This window comes from Bacillus sp. FJAT-45037 (genome assembly GCF_002797325.1).
GTDB lineage: Bacteria > Bacillota > Bacilli > Bacillales > Bacillaceae_D > Alkalihalophilus.
The window spans coordinates 2,317,007-2,334,670 of record NZ_KZ454938.1; the positions used below are offsets into that span (position 1 = coordinate 2,317,007).

15 protein-coding genes and 1 pseudogene are annotated in these 17,664 nt (G+C 40.4%); 3 read left to right on the forward strand and 13 right to left on the reverse strand.

Annotated features, from left to right (window positions below; all coding sequences use genetic code 11):
• Positions 1-280: 280 nt before the first annotated feature.
• The 11 genes from icd to dnaE form a co-directional block, all read right to left on the reverse strand.
• Positions 281-1,549 (reverse strand): NADP-dependent isocitrate dehydrogenase, encoded by a 1,269-nt coding sequence (gene icd / locus CDZ88_RS11815; RefSeq protein WP_100373737.1) that lies wholly within the window; start codon positions 1,547-1,549, stop codon positions 281-283.
• Positions 1,550-1,671: 122 nt separating this feature from the next.
• On the reverse strand, positions 1,672-2,787 hold the full coding sequence (gene citZ, locus CDZ88_RS11820; RefSeq protein WP_100373738.1) for a citrate synthase: 1,116 nt from the start codon (positions 2,785-2,787) through the stop codon (positions 1,672-1,674).
• Positions 2,788-3,004: 217 nt separating this feature from the next.
• Positions 3,005-3,478, reverse strand: coding sequence for a DUF441 domain-containing protein (locus CDZ88_RS11825; RefSeq protein WP_100374681.1), 474 nt, complete (start codon positions 3,476-3,478; stop codon positions 3,005-3,007).
• Between the two features lie 128 nt (positions 3,479-3,606).
• Positions 3,607-4,002, reverse strand: a complete 396-nt coding sequence (locus CDZ88_RS11830) for an FxsA family protein (protein ID WP_100373739.1) — start codon at positions 4,000-4,002, stop codon at positions 3,607-3,609.
• Between the two features lie 91 nt (positions 4,003-4,093).
• Positions 4,094-5,848, reverse strand: coding sequence for a pyruvate kinase (gene pyk / locus CDZ88_RS11835; protein WP_100373740.1), 1,755 nt, complete (start codon positions 5,846-5,848; stop codon positions 4,094-4,096).
• A 45-nt stretch (positions 5,849-5,893) separates the two neighbouring features.
• Positions 5,894-6,853, reverse strand: a complete 960-nt coding sequence (pfkA, locus tag CDZ88_RS11840) for a 6-phosphofructokinase (protein WP_100373741.1) — start codon at positions 6,851-6,853, stop codon at positions 5,894-5,896.
• Positions 6,854-7,068: 215 nt separating this feature from the next.
• On the reverse strand, positions 7,069-8,046 hold the full coding sequence (gene accA, locus CDZ88_RS11845; protein ID WP_100373742.1) for an acetyl-CoA carboxylase carboxyl transferase subunit alpha: 978 nt from the start codon (positions 8,044-8,046) through the stop codon (positions 7,069-7,071).
• A 14-nt stretch (positions 8,047-8,060) separates the two neighbouring features.
• A complete protein-coding gene (gene accD / locus CDZ88_RS11850) occupies positions 8,061-8,909 on the reverse strand; it encodes an acetyl-CoA carboxylase, carboxyltransferase subunit beta (protein WP_100373743.1) in 849 nt (282 codons plus the stop codon).
• 85 nt (positions 8,910-8,994) lie between these two features.
• Positions 8,995-9,660, reverse strand: coding sequence for a FadR/GntR family transcriptional regulator (locus tag CDZ88_RS11855; RefSeq protein WP_100373744.1), 666 nt, complete (start codon positions 9,658-9,660; stop codon positions 8,995-8,997).
• A 31-nt stretch (positions 9,661-9,691) separates the two neighbouring features.
• Complete coding sequence (locus tag CDZ88_RS11860; RefSeq protein WP_198507894.1) at positions 9,692-10,903, reverse strand: NADP-dependent malic enzyme; 1,212 nt, start codon at positions 10,901-10,903, stop codon at positions 9,692-9,694.
• A 232-nt stretch (positions 10,904-11,135) separates the two neighbouring features.
• Positions 11,136-14,468, reverse strand: coding sequence for a DNA polymerase III subunit alpha (dnaE, locus tag CDZ88_RS11865; RefSeq protein WP_100373746.1), 3,333 nt, complete (start codon positions 14,466-14,468; stop codon positions 11,136-11,138).
• A gap of 224 nt (positions 14,469-14,692) precedes the next feature.
• Here dnaE and CDZ88_RS11870 point away from each other — a divergent pair, with 224 nt between their 5' ends.
• From CDZ88_RS11870 to CDZ88_RS11880, 3 genes are all read left to right on the forward strand, one after another.
• The gene (locus tag CDZ88_RS11870) at positions 14,693-15,031 is read left to right on the forward strand and encodes a sporulation membrane protein YtrH (RefSeq protein ID WP_100373747.1); all 339 of its coding nucleotides are present in this window, start codon (positions 14,693-14,695) and stop codon (positions 15,029-15,031) included.
• Positions 15,028-15,534: a sporulation membrane protein YtrI gene (ytrI, locus tag CDZ88_RS11875; RefSeq protein WP_100373748.1), complete on the forward strand. Its 507-nt coding sequence runs from the start codon at positions 15,028-15,030 to the stop codon at positions 15,532-15,534. The genes CDZ88_RS11870 and ytrI overlap by 4 nt, the downstream gene beginning before the upstream one ends.
• Positions 15,535-15,644: 110 nt before the next feature.
• Positions 15,645-15,863: a hypothetical protein gene (locus CDZ88_RS11880; RefSeq protein WP_100373749.1), complete on the forward strand. Its 219-nt coding sequence runs from the start codon at positions 15,645-15,647 to the stop codon at positions 15,861-15,863.
• A gap of 192 nt (positions 15,864-16,055) precedes the next feature.
• On the opposite strand, the pseudogene CDZ88_RS11885 reads toward CDZ88_RS11880, so the two are convergent.
• Positions 16,056-16,288 (reverse strand): annotated as a pseudogene (locus CDZ88_RS11885) (spore germination protein); the annotation flags it as partial.
• Positions 16,289-16,851: 563 nt separating this feature from the next.
• A complete protein-coding gene (locus CDZ88_RS11890) occupies positions 16,852-17,655 on the reverse strand; it encodes a hypothetical protein (RefSeq protein ID WP_100373750.1) in 804 nt (267 codons plus the stop codon).
• Positions 17,656-17,664 lie beyond the last annotated feature (9 nt).

Genomic DNA, 17,664 nt, shown 5'->3' on the forward strand with positions numbered 1-17,664 from the left:
AGAATCTTTATTGAGAACAAATAAAATGAAATGAGGCTGGGACAAAGTATTTTAACTTCTAGAATTACGAACATTACTGGTGCGGCTTATGTAAACCGCTCCTGAAAAATACTTCGCTTTTCGCGGGAAGCTGGTGAGCCTCCTCGTGCTTCGCACTGTGGGGTCTCACCGCTGCTTTTCATCCCGCAGAAGTCTACGTATATTTCATCCGCTAAATTAGCGCTTCGTTCGTATCCTGAGTTAAACACTTTAGTTATGTCCCAGCCTCACTTAGTGTGGATTAAAGGTTCTTGATTAATTCATCAGCAAAGCCTGAACATTTGACTTCTTTTGCGCCGTCCATAAGACGAGCGAAGTCATATGTTACTACTTTACTAGCAATTGTTTTATCCATAGAGCCCATGATCAGGTCTGCTGCTTCATTCCAACCAAGGTGACGAAGCATTAATTCTCCTGAAAGAAGAACAGATGAAGGGTTCACTTTGTCTAGTCCAGCATATTTAGGTGCTGTACCGTGAGTCGCTTCAAAAATTGCATGACCTGTATCGTAGTTAATGTTCGCTCCTGGTGCGATACCGATTCCACCAACTTGTGCAGCTAGCGCATCTGAAATGTAGTCACCATTTAAGTTCATTGTTGCAACGACATCAAACTCTTTCGGACGAGTAAGAATTTGTTGTAGGAAGATATCCGCAATAGAATCTTTTACGATAATTTTGCCTGCAGCCTCAGCCTCAGATTGTGCTTTATCAGCCGCTTCTTTACCTTTTGTTTCAACAATTTTATCATATTGAGCCCAAGTGAATACTTTATCACCGAATTCACGCTCAGCCAATTCGTAACCCCAGCTCTTAAACGCACCTTCAGTAAACTTCATGATGTTTCCTTTGTGTACTAACGTTACGCTCTTACGGCCTTCATCAATTGCATACTGGATAGCCGCACGAACTAGTCGGTCTGTTCCTTCCTGTGATACAGGCTTAATACCAATACCTGAAGTCTCAGGGAAACGAATTTTGCTTGCTCCCATTTCATCACGTAGGAATTTGATTAACTTTTTCACTTCATCAGAACCCTCTTGATATTCGATCCCTGCATAAATATCCTCAGAGTTTTCACGGAAAATAACCATGTTTGTATCTTCAGGACGTTTAACAGGTGATGGTACTCCGTCAAAATAACGAACTGGACGAAGACATACATATAAATCAAGCTCTTGACGTAATGCAACGTTTAAAGAACGAATCCCGCCACCAACTGGTGTTGTAAGAGGTCCTTTAATAGCTATCATGTATTTACGAATAGCATCTAATGTTTCTTCTGGTAACCAGCTACCCGTTTCATTGAACGCCTTCTCACCAGCTAAAATTTCTTTCCATTCAATTTTCTTTTCGCCATTGTATGCTTTTTCTACTGCAGCATCTAATACGCGTGATGCCGCTGCCCAAATGTCTGCACCAGTTCCGTCACCCTCGATATAAGGTACGATTGGATTATTAGGCACATCTAAAACTCCGTTATTTACTTGAATTACTTCTCCGTTTGACATGTTACATTACCTCCCTAGAATTATAAAAACTTAAAGTATTTTTCACTTGCATTAAATCAGATGAAACTTGTCCATTCAAAGCTTATGTACAAGGAGCAATCTGCTCCTTGTTCCGCTAAAATTTAGCGTTGGCCAATCGGAATAAACGTTTGTTTTCCTGGTCCCACATACTCTGCACGTGGACGAATTAGTCGGTTGTCGCTATACTGCTCAAGGATATGAGCTAACCACCCTGATGCACGGCTCACTGCAAAGATCGGCGTGAACAAGTCATGTTTGATCCCAAGACTATGGTAAACACTAGCAGAATAAAAATCAACATTCGGCAATAAACCTTTTTCGCCTGTAACCATATCTTCAACCTTTAATGACATTTCATACCATTTTGATTCGCCAGTGATGGTTGTCAGCTGTTTAGACATTTCACGTAAGTGCTTCGCACGTGGGTCACCATTCTTATACACACGGTGACCAAAGCCCATAATTTTCTCTTTGTTATCTAGAGCTTTACGGATATAAGGTTCTACATTCTCTACCTCATCAATATCCATCAACATCGACATAACGGCTTCATTCGCTCCACCGTGAAGAGGTCCTTTTAACGCGCCAATCGCAGCTGTAATACCTGAATAGACATCAGAAAGAGTCGCTACACAAACACGTGCAGTAAACGTTGAAGCATTCAACTCGTGGTCTGCATGTAGGACAAGTGCCTTATTAAATGCATTGACAGCAACCTCGTCTGGCTCTTCACCATTTAGCATATAAAGGAAGTTTGCTGCAAAACCTAAATCCTTACGTGGAGCAACAGGTTCTTTCCCCTCACGAACTCGAGAAAACGCTGTCACAATTGTTGGGATTTGTGCCTGAATCTTTAATGCTTTTAGGCGATTGGCGTCATTCTCCATCACATCAGCATTTTCATCAAATAATGCGAGACTTGAAATAGCTGTACGTAGGGCAGCCATTGGATGAACTTCATTGATTGGATATGATTTCATCTGCTCAATGATAGCTTGTGGAATCTCAGCATGGCCTGCTAGTTCCTCTGTAAATGAACGTAATTCTTGTTCTTTAGGCAGACGACCATTCCAAAGCAGATAGATAACCTCTTCAAAGCTCGCATTATCCGCTAAATCGTCAATATCGTACCCTTGGTAGGTTAAGACACTCTCAATAATCGAACTAACACTTGATGTCGTTGCAACAATACCTTCTAAACCACGAGTTGTACTCACGTTAATCTCTCCTTTTCCCTATTATCATTTTCGCCTTCGGTAAATGCTTACATTTCCATTTAAACCACTTATGTAAGCGCGCTATGTAGGAAGGGTGTACACAAGCACCATTATAAACATCATTCACAGTTTTGTGAACGTTTTACAGACATTTTCATGAAAACATTTTCAAATGATTACTAATTTAGTATTCTGATATCTTAGGCTGTTGGTCGGCTTAGCCGCCCAAATTCGTAAAGAATTGTACAACCCTCATTGCCGTATATGCAATACCAGCACCAATTAACGGACCGACAGCTACTCCTCCAAATAAGGCTACAGCTAAAATCGTGCCAAAAACGAGAGCCGTTGTAATATGAGGATCACTTTTCAATAGATCGATTCCACTTGCTGCAATGATCGCTACGAAAATACCTGATGCAAGTGCTATCCAAGCATAGGAAGATCGCACAGCTTCACCGAGTTGTTTAAAACCAATCTCTCCAGTAACGATAGGTGTTAAAACCGCTATCGTTATAATAGTGACTCCGATGTTAATGCCTTTTTGTTGGAGGAGAGGAAATAACTTATCTCCTAGCCCGACCCACTTTATTATAAGCAGTAAACTAACAGCCACGAGTAAGGATTGATTTTTAGCAAAAAGGGCAATAGCAAGCAAAATGAGCATAAATAAAGTTGCTTGTGAAAACAAGTTTGTACCCAACCTTCCTCATTAGCAATTCTCCTTTACTATAACATAGTTTTGAAAATTCCGCCATGTTCAAGCCTCGAACAACGCTCGGTATAAAAGTAGAAAACCACTAACAAATTTGTTAGTGGTTAACGTTTAGACATGATGATGAAATTTCCATTTTTTATCATTTTATTGAAGACGGAAAGCAAAAATCCTTTCGCTATACCTCTTGTTATTGGAATCAGCAAGAAAAATCCAATCGCATCTGTAATGAACCCAGGCGTAAGCAACACTACGCCACCAATCAAAATACAGACTCCATCTAACATAACGCTACTAGGAAGCTGACCTTGACTTGTTTGAAGTTGAGCTAGTCGAATCGCTTGCAGTCCTTCTTTTTTAGCAAGCCACGCTCCTAGTACACCTGTGAATATAATTAAGCCAATAGTTGGCCAAACACCTAGAGTATTTCCTGAAAGAATGAGAACCGCAATCTCTAGAGCCGGAACGATAATAATGAGTAGCAGTAATATTTTAAACATCGTTCTCCCCTTTTATAAACAGTAATTTGAATTACTCAGAGCTTTATAACAATAAAAGAGAGAAGGAAATCCCTTCTCTCCCTATTCTTAATTATAGTACACTCGCATGTCCTCTGTAAATGTCACCACGAGCACCATCAACGGTAATTTCTTCCCCATCTTCAAAGAGGTTCAGAGCGTTTTCTACTCCAACGATAACTGGTGTGCTTAAGCTAATTCCAACAACGGCAGCGTGAGAAGTTAATCCACCTTCTTCAGTAATAACTGCTGCAGCTTTTTCAAAAGCAGGAATCATATCTTTATCTGTGCTGTAAGTTACAAGAATATCGCCTTCTGTTACTTTTTGGTTTGCTTCTTCTGCATTTTGTGCGACAACCACTTTACCTGAAGCTGTACGGCGGCCAATTCCTTGTCCTTTAGCAACAACTTCGCCAATGACATGCACTTTCATTAAGTTCGTTGTGCCTGCTTCACCAACAGGAACACCAGCTGTAATAACAACGAGATCTCCTTGCTCAATTTGACCAGCAGCTACAGCCGCATTGACTGTCGTATCGAGCATTTCGTCTGTCGTTTGAGCTGTTTGACCCAAAATCGGGAACACACCCCATACAAGGCTTAATGTGCGCATAACACGTTCGTTACTAGTTACAGCAATGATTGGAGATTGTGGACGATACTTCGCTACTACTTTAGCCGTATAACCACTCTCTGTTGCTGTAAGAATAGCAGCTGCGTTTAAATTGAATGCAGCATGTGCAACCGATTGACTAATTGCACTTGTAATCGACGGACGCGTTTCTTTCGTATGCTTTGAAAGGATCTCTTGGTAATTTAATGCTGTTTCTGCACGAGATGCAATGTTATTCATCGTTTGAACAGATTCCACTGGGTAATCCCCTGCTGCGGTCTCACCAGATAACATGATTGCATCTGTACCATCAAAGATCGCATTGGCCACATCACTTGCTTCAGCACGTGTTGGGCGTGGGTTACGTTGCATCGAATCAAGCATTTGCGTTGCCGTAATAACTGGTTTTGCTACGACATTACATTTTTTAATAAGGTCTTTTTGTACAAGCGGAACTTCCTCTGCTGGAATTTCAACGCCAAGGTCCCCACGAGCAACCATTACACCATCAGAAACTTCAAGAATTTCGTCGATGTTATCGACACCTTCTTGGTTTTCAATTTTAGGGATGATTTGGATGTCTGCTGCTTCATGTTGCTCAAGTAGCTCACGAATCTCAAGAACATCAGCCGCACGACGCACAAATGATGCGGCGATAAAGTCTACGCCTTGTTCGATACCGAATTTGATATCTGCTGTATCTTTTTCTGTGATCCCAGGTAAAGCTACACTGACATTTGGTACGTTTACCCCTTTTTTATTTTTAAGTGTTCCAGTATTTAAAACTTTTGTCTCGATTTCATTCTCTTTCACTTCGACCACTTCTAGTCCAATTAAACCATCATCCAATAAGATTTTTGAACCTGGAGTAACATCATTGACAAGACCAGGGTATGTAATTGAAATCTTTTTATCATTTCCAACTACCTCGGTCATAGAAAGTGTTAAGCGATCTCCAGCTGTTAATTCGGCTTTACCACCTTCTAATGTTTGCGTGCGAATTTCTGGACCTTTTGTATCCAGTAGAATCGCAACTGTTTTCCCAGTACGTTTTGAAGCTTCACGGATGCTTTTAATACGTGCACCATGTTCCTCAAAATCACCGTGTGAGAAGTTAAGTCGGGCAACGTTCATACCTGCTTCAATCAATTGAACCAATGTTTCTACCTTTTCACTTGCTGGACCAATCGTACATACAATCTTCGTTTTACGCATGTTCTGCCTCCTGAAATGTGTTGTTCTTTTATTTTGTATAATAAATTAAATTGAAAGCTCTTGTGATAGCTTGTAGATATCTAAATCAATAGAATGAGGCTCGGAAAGAATTTGAGCGATGTCGTGATGAACAAGCTTGTTATGTTGAATACCAACCGTTCTACCAGCTTCTCCCGCTAATAATAAATCAACCGCTTTTGCGCCAAGTCGGCTAGCAAGTACTCGGTCAGAACCAGTAGGCGAACCACCGCGTTGAATATGTCCAAGCACTGTTACACGCGTTTCCATACTCGTTTCTTCGCTGATACGCTTCCCAACGTCGATCCCACTTCCGACACCTTCAGCTACAACGATGATACTGTGCTTTTTCCCACGTTCTTGTCCACGTTTTAAGCGGCTAATAATTTGTTTCATGTCATATTCTGCTTCTGGAATCATAATGGTTTCGGCTCCATCAGCAAGTCCTGACCACAAAGCCAAGTCTCCCGCATGACGTCCCATTACCTCAATCACATATGTACGCTCATGAGAAGTCGCCGTGTCACGAATTTTATCGATTGCATCAATCACTGTATTTAAGGCTGTATCAAAACCTATTGTGAAGTCCGTTCCTGGAATATCATTATCGATGGTTCCTGGAACACCAATTGTCGGGAAGCCATGCTCAGTTAACTTTTGAGCCCCGCGGTACGAACCGTCTCCACCAATCACAACTAGTCCTTCGATGCCGAATTTTTTGAGCTGCTCAATCCCTTTCAGTTGACCTTCACGTGTTTTGAACTCTTCACAACGTGCTGTGTAGAGTATCGTACCACCACGGTGAATGATGTCCCCCACTGATCCAAGTTCCATTTTTTTAATGTCTCCAGCAATCAGACCAGCGTAACCATATGAAATTCCGTACACTTCAATATCATGATAAATGGCTTTACGAACGACCGCACGAATTGCGGCGTTCATTCCTGGTGAATCTCCACCACTTGTTAAAACTCCAATACGTTTCATGAATAACCCCTCCATCATGGAATGCAATTTTGTATAATCAAAAGGAACTTTACAAATGTAAAAGTACCCTTATCAATCTTGTTCAAAAAGGTGCTGTATGGTATCCACCTATTATCATGCTCTCAATTAAAAAAAATACCACTTAAACGTACGGAATACAATACAGTTGCTTCCAAAATAAAAAGTGCTTTCTAAGGAGTAGAAAGCACTTTTGCCTATACTAAGGCATTGGTATCGGTTACAAAGGTAAATTGTCCGATTTTTTTGTATTTTTGATAACGTTTATTTACAAGCTCACTTTTGGATAACTGATCCAATTCTTCCAATGAAGAGGAAAGGGCGCGACCGATCGCTTCGGCTTGATTTTTAAGGTCACGATGAGCCCCACCTTTTGCCTCACGAATAATGTCATCAATGACCCCAAGTTCTAGTAAGTCAGGCGCGGTAATCTTCATCGATTCAGCCGCTTTCTTTGCAAGCGTTGCATCCTTCCATAGTAGAGCAGCTGCTCCTTCTGGTGAAATGACCGAATACGTTGAATTCTCCAACATGAAAATACGGTCTCCAATGCCTAACGCGAGTGCTCCACCACTTCCGCCTTCACCAATCACTACACAAATCACTGGGACGGTTAAACCCGCCATTTCAAAGAGATTTCTCGCAATCGCTTCACTCTGGCCACGTTCTTCAGCTGCCATACCCGGATAAGCCCCTTTTGTGTCTATAAAACATATGATCGGGCGGTTAAATTTTTCAGCTTGTTTCATAAGGCGCAGCGCTTTTCTATAGCCTTCTGGATGGGGCATACCGAAATTACGATGGATATTTTCTTTCGTATCTTTTCCGCGCTGATGGCCAATCACAGTCAGAGGTCTCCCCTCATACTTAGCGATCCCACCTACAATAGCTGCATCATCGCCATATACGCGATCTCCGTGCATTTCTAGAAAGTCGGTAAACAGATGCTCGATGTAATCCAGAGTCGTTGGACGTTCGCTATGTCTCGCAATTTGGACACGCTCCCATGGTTGGAGGTTCCCGTAAATTTCTTTTTCTAATTGCATAAGACGAGCCTCAAGTTTCTCAATCTCATCACTTAGGTCAATCTCTTTTTCATTAGTAAATGTTTTAAGCTCCGAGATTTTATCTCGCAATTCAACAATTGGCTTCTCAAAAACTAAGTCACTTGCCATCTTCATACACCTCCTTACACATGTTGATGAATGTCTAGTATCGTTGTTAACACTTCTTTCATTTCTTTACGAGACACAACACGATCTAGTTGACCATGCTTTAATAAAAATTCTGCTGTTTGAAAATCATCGGGTAACTCTTGTCTAATTGTCTGTTCTATAATACGTCTACCCGCAAAGCCAATTAGTGCTTTGGGTTCTGCAAAGTTATAGTCGCCGAGTGATGCGAAGCTAGCTGATACACCTCCTGTGGTTGGGTGCGTCATAATGGAAATAAATAATCCACCATTTTGACTTAGCTTTTGCAAAGCAGCACTTGTCTTCGCCATTTGCATTAAACTTAAGATTCCTTCTTGCATACGAGCTCCACCTGAAGCTGAAAACAATAGAAATGGATAGTTTTTTTCAATAGCTGCCTCAATGGCTCTTGTAATCTTCTCCCCTACGACAGAGCCCATACTGCCCATACGGAAGCGTGCGTCCATTACCGCCACAACTGCCGGGAAACCGTTAATATCGCCTTCACCGGTCACTACAGCCTCGTTTAAATCGGTTTTTTCACGATCCTTGGCAAGCTTTTCTTCATAATCAGGAAAATCTAATGGGTTTTTCCCGATCATCAATTTATCATATTCAACAAAACTTCCGTCGTCTAAGAGACTATTGAGTCTTTCATAGGCCGTCATACGGTGATGATGACCGCATGAGTGACAAACAAGAAGATTCTTTTTTAATTCTTTCGTGTACATAATCGTCCGACAAGATGGACATTTTGTCATCAAGCCTTCTGGTACATCTTGTTTTGCACGTTCTGATGGAATTGTGGCATATCGCTTCTTTTTCGTGAATAAATCCTTAAGCATTTCTGCACCTCACTAGCTTAAGAGTCATATTTTTTAGAGCTTATGATCGCTTGTGTACAAGTAGTACAACCTTTTCTTTTAAGAGCTAAAATCTACTATTATGCAAATGTTCGCGCATTGCTTGAAGTGCTTCATCCAAGTTTCGATCTCTTATAGCCGTCACGATCGCTTCGTGCTCTTGAATCGAAACACTCGGCCTTCCTTCTCTTGCTAACGATTGCTTAATCGCGGCTTTATTGTATTCAACAAGCGCAATCCAGATGTTTAGTAAGAGTCGGTTACTACAAGCTTCAACAATGGTTTTATGGAACAAATAATCTTCCTCTACCGGAAAATCACCGTGCTCCCACTCTTCTTTCGAACGATCAATTAAGTGCTGCAATTGTTCTAGTTTTATATCGTCGATTCGTTCAAACGCTAAACGCAACGCTTCTAATTCTACAATTCGCCTTGTTTCTGCCAAATCCTGCTGCGCCGCCTCGTCTTTTAGTAAAAAAGAAAGGATAATGCTAACTAAACGATGGCTATTTACAGGTTTTACAAACGTTCCTTCGCCTCTTCTTGTCTCGATTAAATCTAGTAATTCTAAGGCTCTAAGCGCTTCACGAACAGAGGAGCGACCGACATTTAATCGGTCGCTTAGTTCTCGTTCAGAAGGAAGTCGATCTCCTTCGGTCAAATCATCTTCTTTCATGATTTCATTGATCTTATTAATAACTTCAATATAGACCTTAGGTTGTTGTGATGACATGAGTCAATTCACCTCAATCCATTCTTACTGCTTATTTATCTTTTCCGATAATCGCTAATTGACGAGTTTTCTCAGCTATTTGCTCTGGGTCAACTTTAATTCTTGCCACACCAGTCTCCATCGCTGTTTTTGCTACAGCAGCTGCTACAGCTGGAGCGACACGAGGGTCAAATGGGGCAGGAATAACATAATCTGCTGTTAAATCCGTCTCAGCGACTAAATCTGCAATTGCATAAACCGCTGCTACTTTCATCTCTTCGTTAATGTGTGTTGCACGAACATCAAGCGCTCCACGGAAGATTCCAGGGAAAGCAAGGACATTGTTAACTTGGTTAGGGAAGTCTGAACGGCCTGTCCCAATCACTTTTGCTCCTGCTGCTTTTGCTAATTCTGGCATGATTTCCGGAACAGGATTTGCCATCGCAAAAATAATTGGATCTTGATTCATGCTCTTGATCATCTCTTCGTTTAGAGCACCTGCCACAGATACACCGATAAATACATCTGTGCCTTTGATCACATCTGCCAAATTACCTTCTAATCGATCACGATTTGTAAATTTAGCTACTTCTGCTTTTACATCATTCATTCCGTAAGGACGACCGTCATAGATTGCCCCTTTAGAATCACACATAATGATGTCACGAACGCCCATGCGTTGCATAAGTTTAATGATCGCAATCCCAGCTGACCCTGCTCCGTTTGCTACGACTTTTATTTCAGACATCTTTTTGCCAGTAATCTTCAGAGCATTAATTAAGCCTGCAAGAGTGACAATCGCGGTCCCGTGCTGATCGTCATGGAAAACAGGGATGTTTGTTTCTTTTTTTAGTCGTTCTTCAATTTCAAAACAACTAGGTGCCGCAATGTCTTCTAAGTTCACTCCGCCAAAAGTGGGTTCCATCAGCTTTACTGTTTCAACGATTTTATCAACGTCTTCTGTACGTAAGCAGATTGGGAAGGCATCTACCCCTGCAAATGATTTAAACAAGACTGCTTTCCCTTCCATAACAGGTAGAGAAGCTTCTGGTCCAATGTTTCCTAATCCAAGGACAGCTGTACCGTTACTTACAACAGCCACCATATTGCCTTTCATTGTATATTCATAAACAGATTCAACATCTTCAAAAATCTCTTTACAAGGCTCTGCTACTCCTGGTGAATACGCTAAGCTTAAGTCACGAGCATTTTTCACAGGTACCTTTGATTTAGATTCTAATTTCCCTCGATTGACACGATGCATATGAAGCGCTTCTTCTCTTGTTGTTGGCACAGCAAACACTCTCCTTTAAGTCGGTAAGCAAACCGTTTTTTTATTTTTTCTAGACTAAACTAATTTCTTTTTAAAAATTGGTCTGACCACCTGAAATCATTCTCAATTATATACAAAACTATATTAATCAACAAGGGGAGATTTCGTAAAAACCGATCCTTATCAGCTTTTATTATGAAAATCCCGTTACTCAAAAAATTGCTTATTTTAGTACCACTCGATCTTTTCCTAACTTGCTGATTAGTTCCTGCATGCATGTATTACTCGGTCCGACACGGAAAGATTCTTGAAGCTGAATCGTTTTTTTATGACTTTGTAAGTAGACGATCACATTTGTTTGACCTTGATCGTCATGAAGGAGTTCCTTAATTGATTCAAACTGATCTTGATCTTCTACCTTTAAATAAAGGGCAGGGACGCGCTTTGGTGGGTTTGTAATAGATTCGACCGTTACACATTTCTCTAAGACAAATTGCAATCTCCCTCTTGATTCGTCCACCTTCCCCTCCATAAATAGAAGTGCTCCTTCTTTTAATACTTTTGTATACTGCTTCCATTCACGTGGAAAGACAGTTACTTCGCATTGACCTGTCTCGTCTCCCATTTCCATAAAGGCCATCGGATCCCCTTTTTTTGTCGTGATTTTTTTTACAGCAGATACAAGTCCAGCAATTCGTGGGTGCATAGATTTCATATCAGAAATCTCGACTATTGGTGTACGATCGAACTTCTCTAACACCTCACTCACTTGTTCAATCGGGTGACCAGACAGGTACAGTCCTATCGCTTCCTTTTCAAATATAAGCTTTTCCTGAACCGTTAATGGCTCTACTCGTTCGTAGTCTGGTGACTTTACGTCAATGGTAAAGAGCCCTTCTGACTCATTTTGAAAGGTTTGCACTTTTTCTGCAAATTCATACGCTAAATCTAGCGAATAAAGCAACGTAGCTCGATCTTCTCCAAACTCATCCAGCGCACCAGACTTAATCAAATTCTCTGTCGCTCTTTTATTTACAAGACGTTGATCCACTCTTACACAGTAATCGAATAGATCTGCAAAAGGCTTTTTAGATGAGAGCTCAACAATATGCTTAGCTGCTTGAACACCTACATGACTAATAGGCAATAATCCAAAACGAACAGCATCTTTTTCTAAGGAGAAGAGTAACTGACTTTTAGATAGTGTCGGTGGAAGAATCTCGATTTCACTTCTCTTCATCTCAACTAGTAATTCCTTCAATTTCAATGGCGTATTCCACACACTTGAGAGTAGAGCCGTAAAAAATGCGAGTGGGTAATGAGCTTTTAAATAGGCTAGTTGATAGCTTATCATGCTATAAGCGACCGCATGACTTCGGTTAAAACCGTAGTTGGCAAAGCGCTCGATCAAGTTGAAAATCTGCTGGCTTACTTTTTCTTCATAGGATTTCTGTTTTGCACCAGTTATAAACCTTTCACGACTTCGGTCGAGTTCTTGCTTATTCTTTTTACTAATCGCCCTACGTAAGGAATCGGCTTCAGCAAGCGTAAACCCTGCCATCTTGACAGCAATTTTCATAATTTGCTCTTGGTAGACGATGACACCATATGTTGAACCGATAATTTCTTCAAGGTCTGCATGCAACAGATTGATCTTTTTTTCTCCGTGCTTTCCTGCTACATACTGATCAATAAATTCCATTGGACCTGGTCTGTACAAGGCATTCACTGCAACAATATCTTCAAATTCCGTCGGTTTTAAAGAACGCAAGGCCTGTCGCATTCCACTCGATTCTAGTTGAAACACTCCTGTGGTGTCTCCGGCAGTAAGTAAACGATAGGTTAATTCATCTTGAAGAGGAAGTTCTAATACGTTGATTTTCTTTCCTGTTTGATTCTTTATAATCGCGACAACTCGCTCAAGCAACGTTAAGTTACGCAACCCAAGAAAATCAAATTTCACTAGGCCAACATCTTCTACTACTCCCATCGTTGCTTGTGTAAGCACAACTTGACCTTGTCCTTTTTGTAAGGCTACGAGATCGGTTAACGGGCGTGGACTAATCACGACACCTGCTGCATGGGTGGAAACATGTCTAGGTAAACCCTCAATCGCTTGAGCAATCGTTACGAGTCTTTTCGCTTCTCCTTCCATCAATTGACGAAGCTCCGCCTCTTGTTCGAGCGCTTTTTTTAATGTCATATTAGGAGCAGATGGAATAAGCTTGGCTACTTTTTCTACGAGAAACGCATCAACAGCCAGCGCCTTCCCTGTATCTCTAATCGCAGCTTTAGCCGCTAATGTCCCAAATGTTGCAATTTGTGCCACACGATCCTGTCCATATTTTTGCTGAACATACTCAATCACCTCATCACGCCGATGATCTGGGAAGTCGATATCAATATCAGGTAAAGAAACTCGCTCCGGGTTTAGAAAACGTTCAAACAATAATCCGTACTTCAATGGATCCACATCAGTGATGTACAAAACGTACGCAACCAATGATCCTGCGGCCGACCCTCGTCCTGGACCAGTCATCATCTGACGCCCTCTTGCATACTTCATAAAATCAGACACGATCAAAAAATAATCATCAAAGCCCATTTGGTGAATAATCGACAGTTCATGTTCTAAACGTTGCATGATTTGATCTGTTTTTTGATTCCCAAATCGCTTCCCTACCCCTTCAAAACAAGCAGCACGAAGAGCTTTTTTTGTATCTTGTTCTTTTGTAAAAGGATAAGAGGGTAAGTACCGTTTATCTAAATCTAGTTCCACTCTACACTTTTTATCAATCTCTTCTAAACCGTGTAACACCTCTTTAAAATCGGTGAATAACAGGCTGTATTCGTCTTTGGGCTTTAGGTAGTAAGATCGTTCTTTGTCACCTAGGTCCGCAAGCTGAATCGTTTCGCCAAGACGAATAGCTCTAACTGTCGCATAAGCTTCGTAATCCTCTTTGTTGGTGAACCACACTGGAGTTGACCCTGTGACTTTTAATCCACGTTCAGCAGCAAAACGACAAATCATGCGCCAATGAGTAAGATCATGATCGCGATCACCGGATAGATCGATATACCAATCATCCTTTTGCTGTATTTGAATCCAACGTTGACACCATTCGATCGCTGCTTGTTCTCTTCCCTCGCGAAGGAGCTGTTGGATTGACCCGGCGTCATATGACAAAATGACCACGCAATCATCTAGTAGAGGCAATAATTCCGTTGATTGTAGCTCTCGTTCTTTTTCAGCTTTCATCTGCACCATAGTAGAGATATGTAATAAGTTCAGGTAGCCGTTATGGTTTTTGGCAAGAAGTCGTAGTTTAGCCGGTTCACCTACGTCGCTTGTTTCAATCTGCACTTCCAAGCCAATAATCGGCTTAATACCTGCTTTTGTGCATGCTTGATAAAACGGAATCGCTCCATACATAACGCCTTTATCGGTTAAAGTAAGCGATTGATACCCTCTTTGTTTAGCATGATACACAAGTGCTTCTATTCGATTGGTTGATGAGAGTAAACTATACTCACTATAGACATGAGTTAATAACAAGCCATATCCCCTCTCTTTTCCTTCACTTTTCCGATTCTATTTAACAATCATTTTAATAACGATTAATTCGTTGGTCTTCTGTTCTTTTTCCATTATACATCTTCATGCCTTACTTTCATTTCTGATCTGCTTGTAGAAAATGAATTTCACGCATATTTTCCATCCCTTTCCTATAGTATATACAAACGACTAGGACAACCCACGTAAAGATTGGAGGAATCAATATGGATCGTGACCTTCTCGCAAATTTAATCATTGACTACTTCGTTGCTTTTGGCGTGATTGTAGGTGGTGCGATTATCGGTGGGATTGGCGCCTTTCTTATAGGCAAGCCCCCCTTATCTGTGATGTACAATCTAGCAGGCAGCTTAAAAATCTGGGCCATCGTCGCTGCGATCGGTGGAACATTCGATGTGATAACCAATATTGAACGTGGACTTTTTGAGGGGACGCATGATGATATTTACCGAACATTATTTCTTATTTTTGCAGCTTTATGTGGCGCTCAAACAGGCACAAAACTGATTCAATGGATTGTAGGAGGCGAGCAATTACCGTTATGAGAATTCCTCCATACTATCAACGTCCAAGTTGGCAACGTTTTTTTGCCGGCATAATCATAGGGGTGATTCTCGGTTGGGGTTTCTTTCTTTATCAATACGGTGTCATTTACGAAGGTTTAATGTTAAAACTATCCGAACAAGAAGTAACGATCCAAAACCAAACGAGAACGATTGAGGAGTTACGCAGTCAACAAAAAGAAGAAAACGAAGAAAACCAAAAAAACTTAACTGTCCAAAAGATTGAAATTCATTTTACCAACACACAGAAACTAAAATTAAATCAGCTCACACTCTTTGAGTTGCAGCAACAAGCGTTAGAAGAACTGACGTTTATTGAACGGAAAAACCTTGCGTCCGTTGCCGAAACGAAAGATTTATTGGTTCGCACTCTAGAAAATAAAGTGTTTGAAGTAGGGGATCATCGGCTCCAGCTAGAGGTTGTGTATGTGTTTATGTGGACAAACGTACAAATCGACGCAAGAATCGTCCCTGCTAGCACGTAATCTTAACAGTTTTGAGAACATTTTATAAACTCATCACAAAATTTGATACTTTACTGTATACTTATATGTAACATTAAAAGTTACATATAAGTAACTAGGAGGCTGATACTGTGGACGTGACAGGTAAAGAAATGGTTTTAAGCCGTAAAGCGATGGCCCTAAAGAAAGTAGAAAAGATTAAAGCTGGTTTGTCAGCATTCGCCGAATCAAAAGAAGTGTCAGAAATGATTCGTAAACAATTGGCTAAAGAAGGCATTGCAGTTAGTGAGGATGTAACCGAAGTGGGGTCTTGGTTTATCCCCGAAAAGAAAGCAGCCGACAGTGAGTAAAGAGCATACAGTTCACCACCATAAATAGCGGATCCTTCCATTTGGGGAATCTGCTTTTTTTGTATAGGTCCACAACTAACAGTTCTTCTTCGCCTCTTCATCAATTCAGCTTCTGATCGTCCATCCGTTCTTTTCTTATGCATAAATGGGGCTCTATACAGTAAGTCAACACAATTTTTTGTAACGAAATGGTGCAAAAGACGCAATGGCCGCCGTGATCAAAACAACAATATTCATTACAGGACTAACAAAACCAGACCGGACAGGGGCATCCCCAATCACTAAACCACCTACAATCCCATCGTAATCTCTATCATAAAAGCATCCATAAAGGTAAGAAAAGGTACTCCTTCGTATGACCCTGCAATAGAAAGGGCAAATATAGTCGGGATTATACCCACGTGAAATGTAACTATGGCACGATATATTTTTTATAAAAACTCAACTTCTTATTACCTTGACACCGAAAGCCGAATTTAGTTCTTTGTCAGCAATAATCGTAATAAATAATTGAAAATCCAGATTAATTTCTCCTATAATTAGTTTATGAAATAGGTAACTTAGAACCAGTTAACACATTTAAATATGTACAATGTTTAGGAACTTGAATCAACGTGAATGTTCAATTTGCTTCATCCCTATAACATCGACGTCGAAGCCGTTCTCCATAGAAATGTGTCGAGGCAGTTTACTGGCTAAAGATTCATCCATAAATCTATTTTTAAAGGCATCAGTTTAGGTAATCAATTCTTCACTGACACGTAGTATATTTGAATTCTTTTGAAGTGCTTTTATCTCTTTAGCTGAAAATGTTAATTTCTCATGTTATCTCCTAATCCCTATATAGTGAAATTTAAGTATATAAAAATACCTGCAGATAAAACACTCTTTTTCAAGTGTCTTAACTACAGGTACCATTTTATTTAGCAGTTCCTCTTTTAACAGATTAGATCATAATATAAATAAAGTATTTAAATTAATAATCTTATTAGTTCGCATCAACTTGAGAGAGTGAAATATCAAAACTTACATCTAACTTCGCGTTTTGGTATTCGTTCCCAGCAGTTTCATCTAATTTTGCTCCATATAATACAAAAATACTGTTTGAAGTGCCGCCAGTTCCTACGTTTAATTTTGGTTCTTCATCAAATAGTTCAACAGTATTACTTAAACTATCTTCGGAAACCACGAAAGCTACTGCGTTACCTTTTTCCAGATTATTTCCTGCTGATGTGAGAATTTGAGCTTTCTCTTCATCGGTAGCCCCTTCTAGAATTGGGTAAACCCATAAACCTAGATCATGATAAAACTTTCCGAACTCCTTTCCCCAATAAGGAGACTCATTGCCATTCAGGTGCCCTTCTAAAACAGATAATGATCGATTTTTTTGCTGGTTACCAAACCACCCTGGACCTTGCACAGGACTATTGAAGACGAACATAGCTCCTTGATTGTACTTTTCTAATGACGCCTCACTATTAGGATCATGTTTTGGATCTGGAATCAAAGTTGAGTTGAAAATAGCTTGAAGTTTTACAGGTTCGGTTGACCGGTTCTTAAATTCTGTCCATTGACTAAAAGCAACTCTAGAAGGAGCCATATTGTCAAACTCACCTTTATTTACTTTCATGTTAAATACTTGTGATTCTGGAGTAATCTCAATAACTGAATTTGTAATTTCTCCACTCACTACAGCATTACTTGTAAACCATGAAAACGTTCCGAATCCTGCCCCGATCACTATTGCACCTGCTAATGCTGTACCTAGTAAAGCTTTTTTTGTCTTTTGCATGTTCAACCG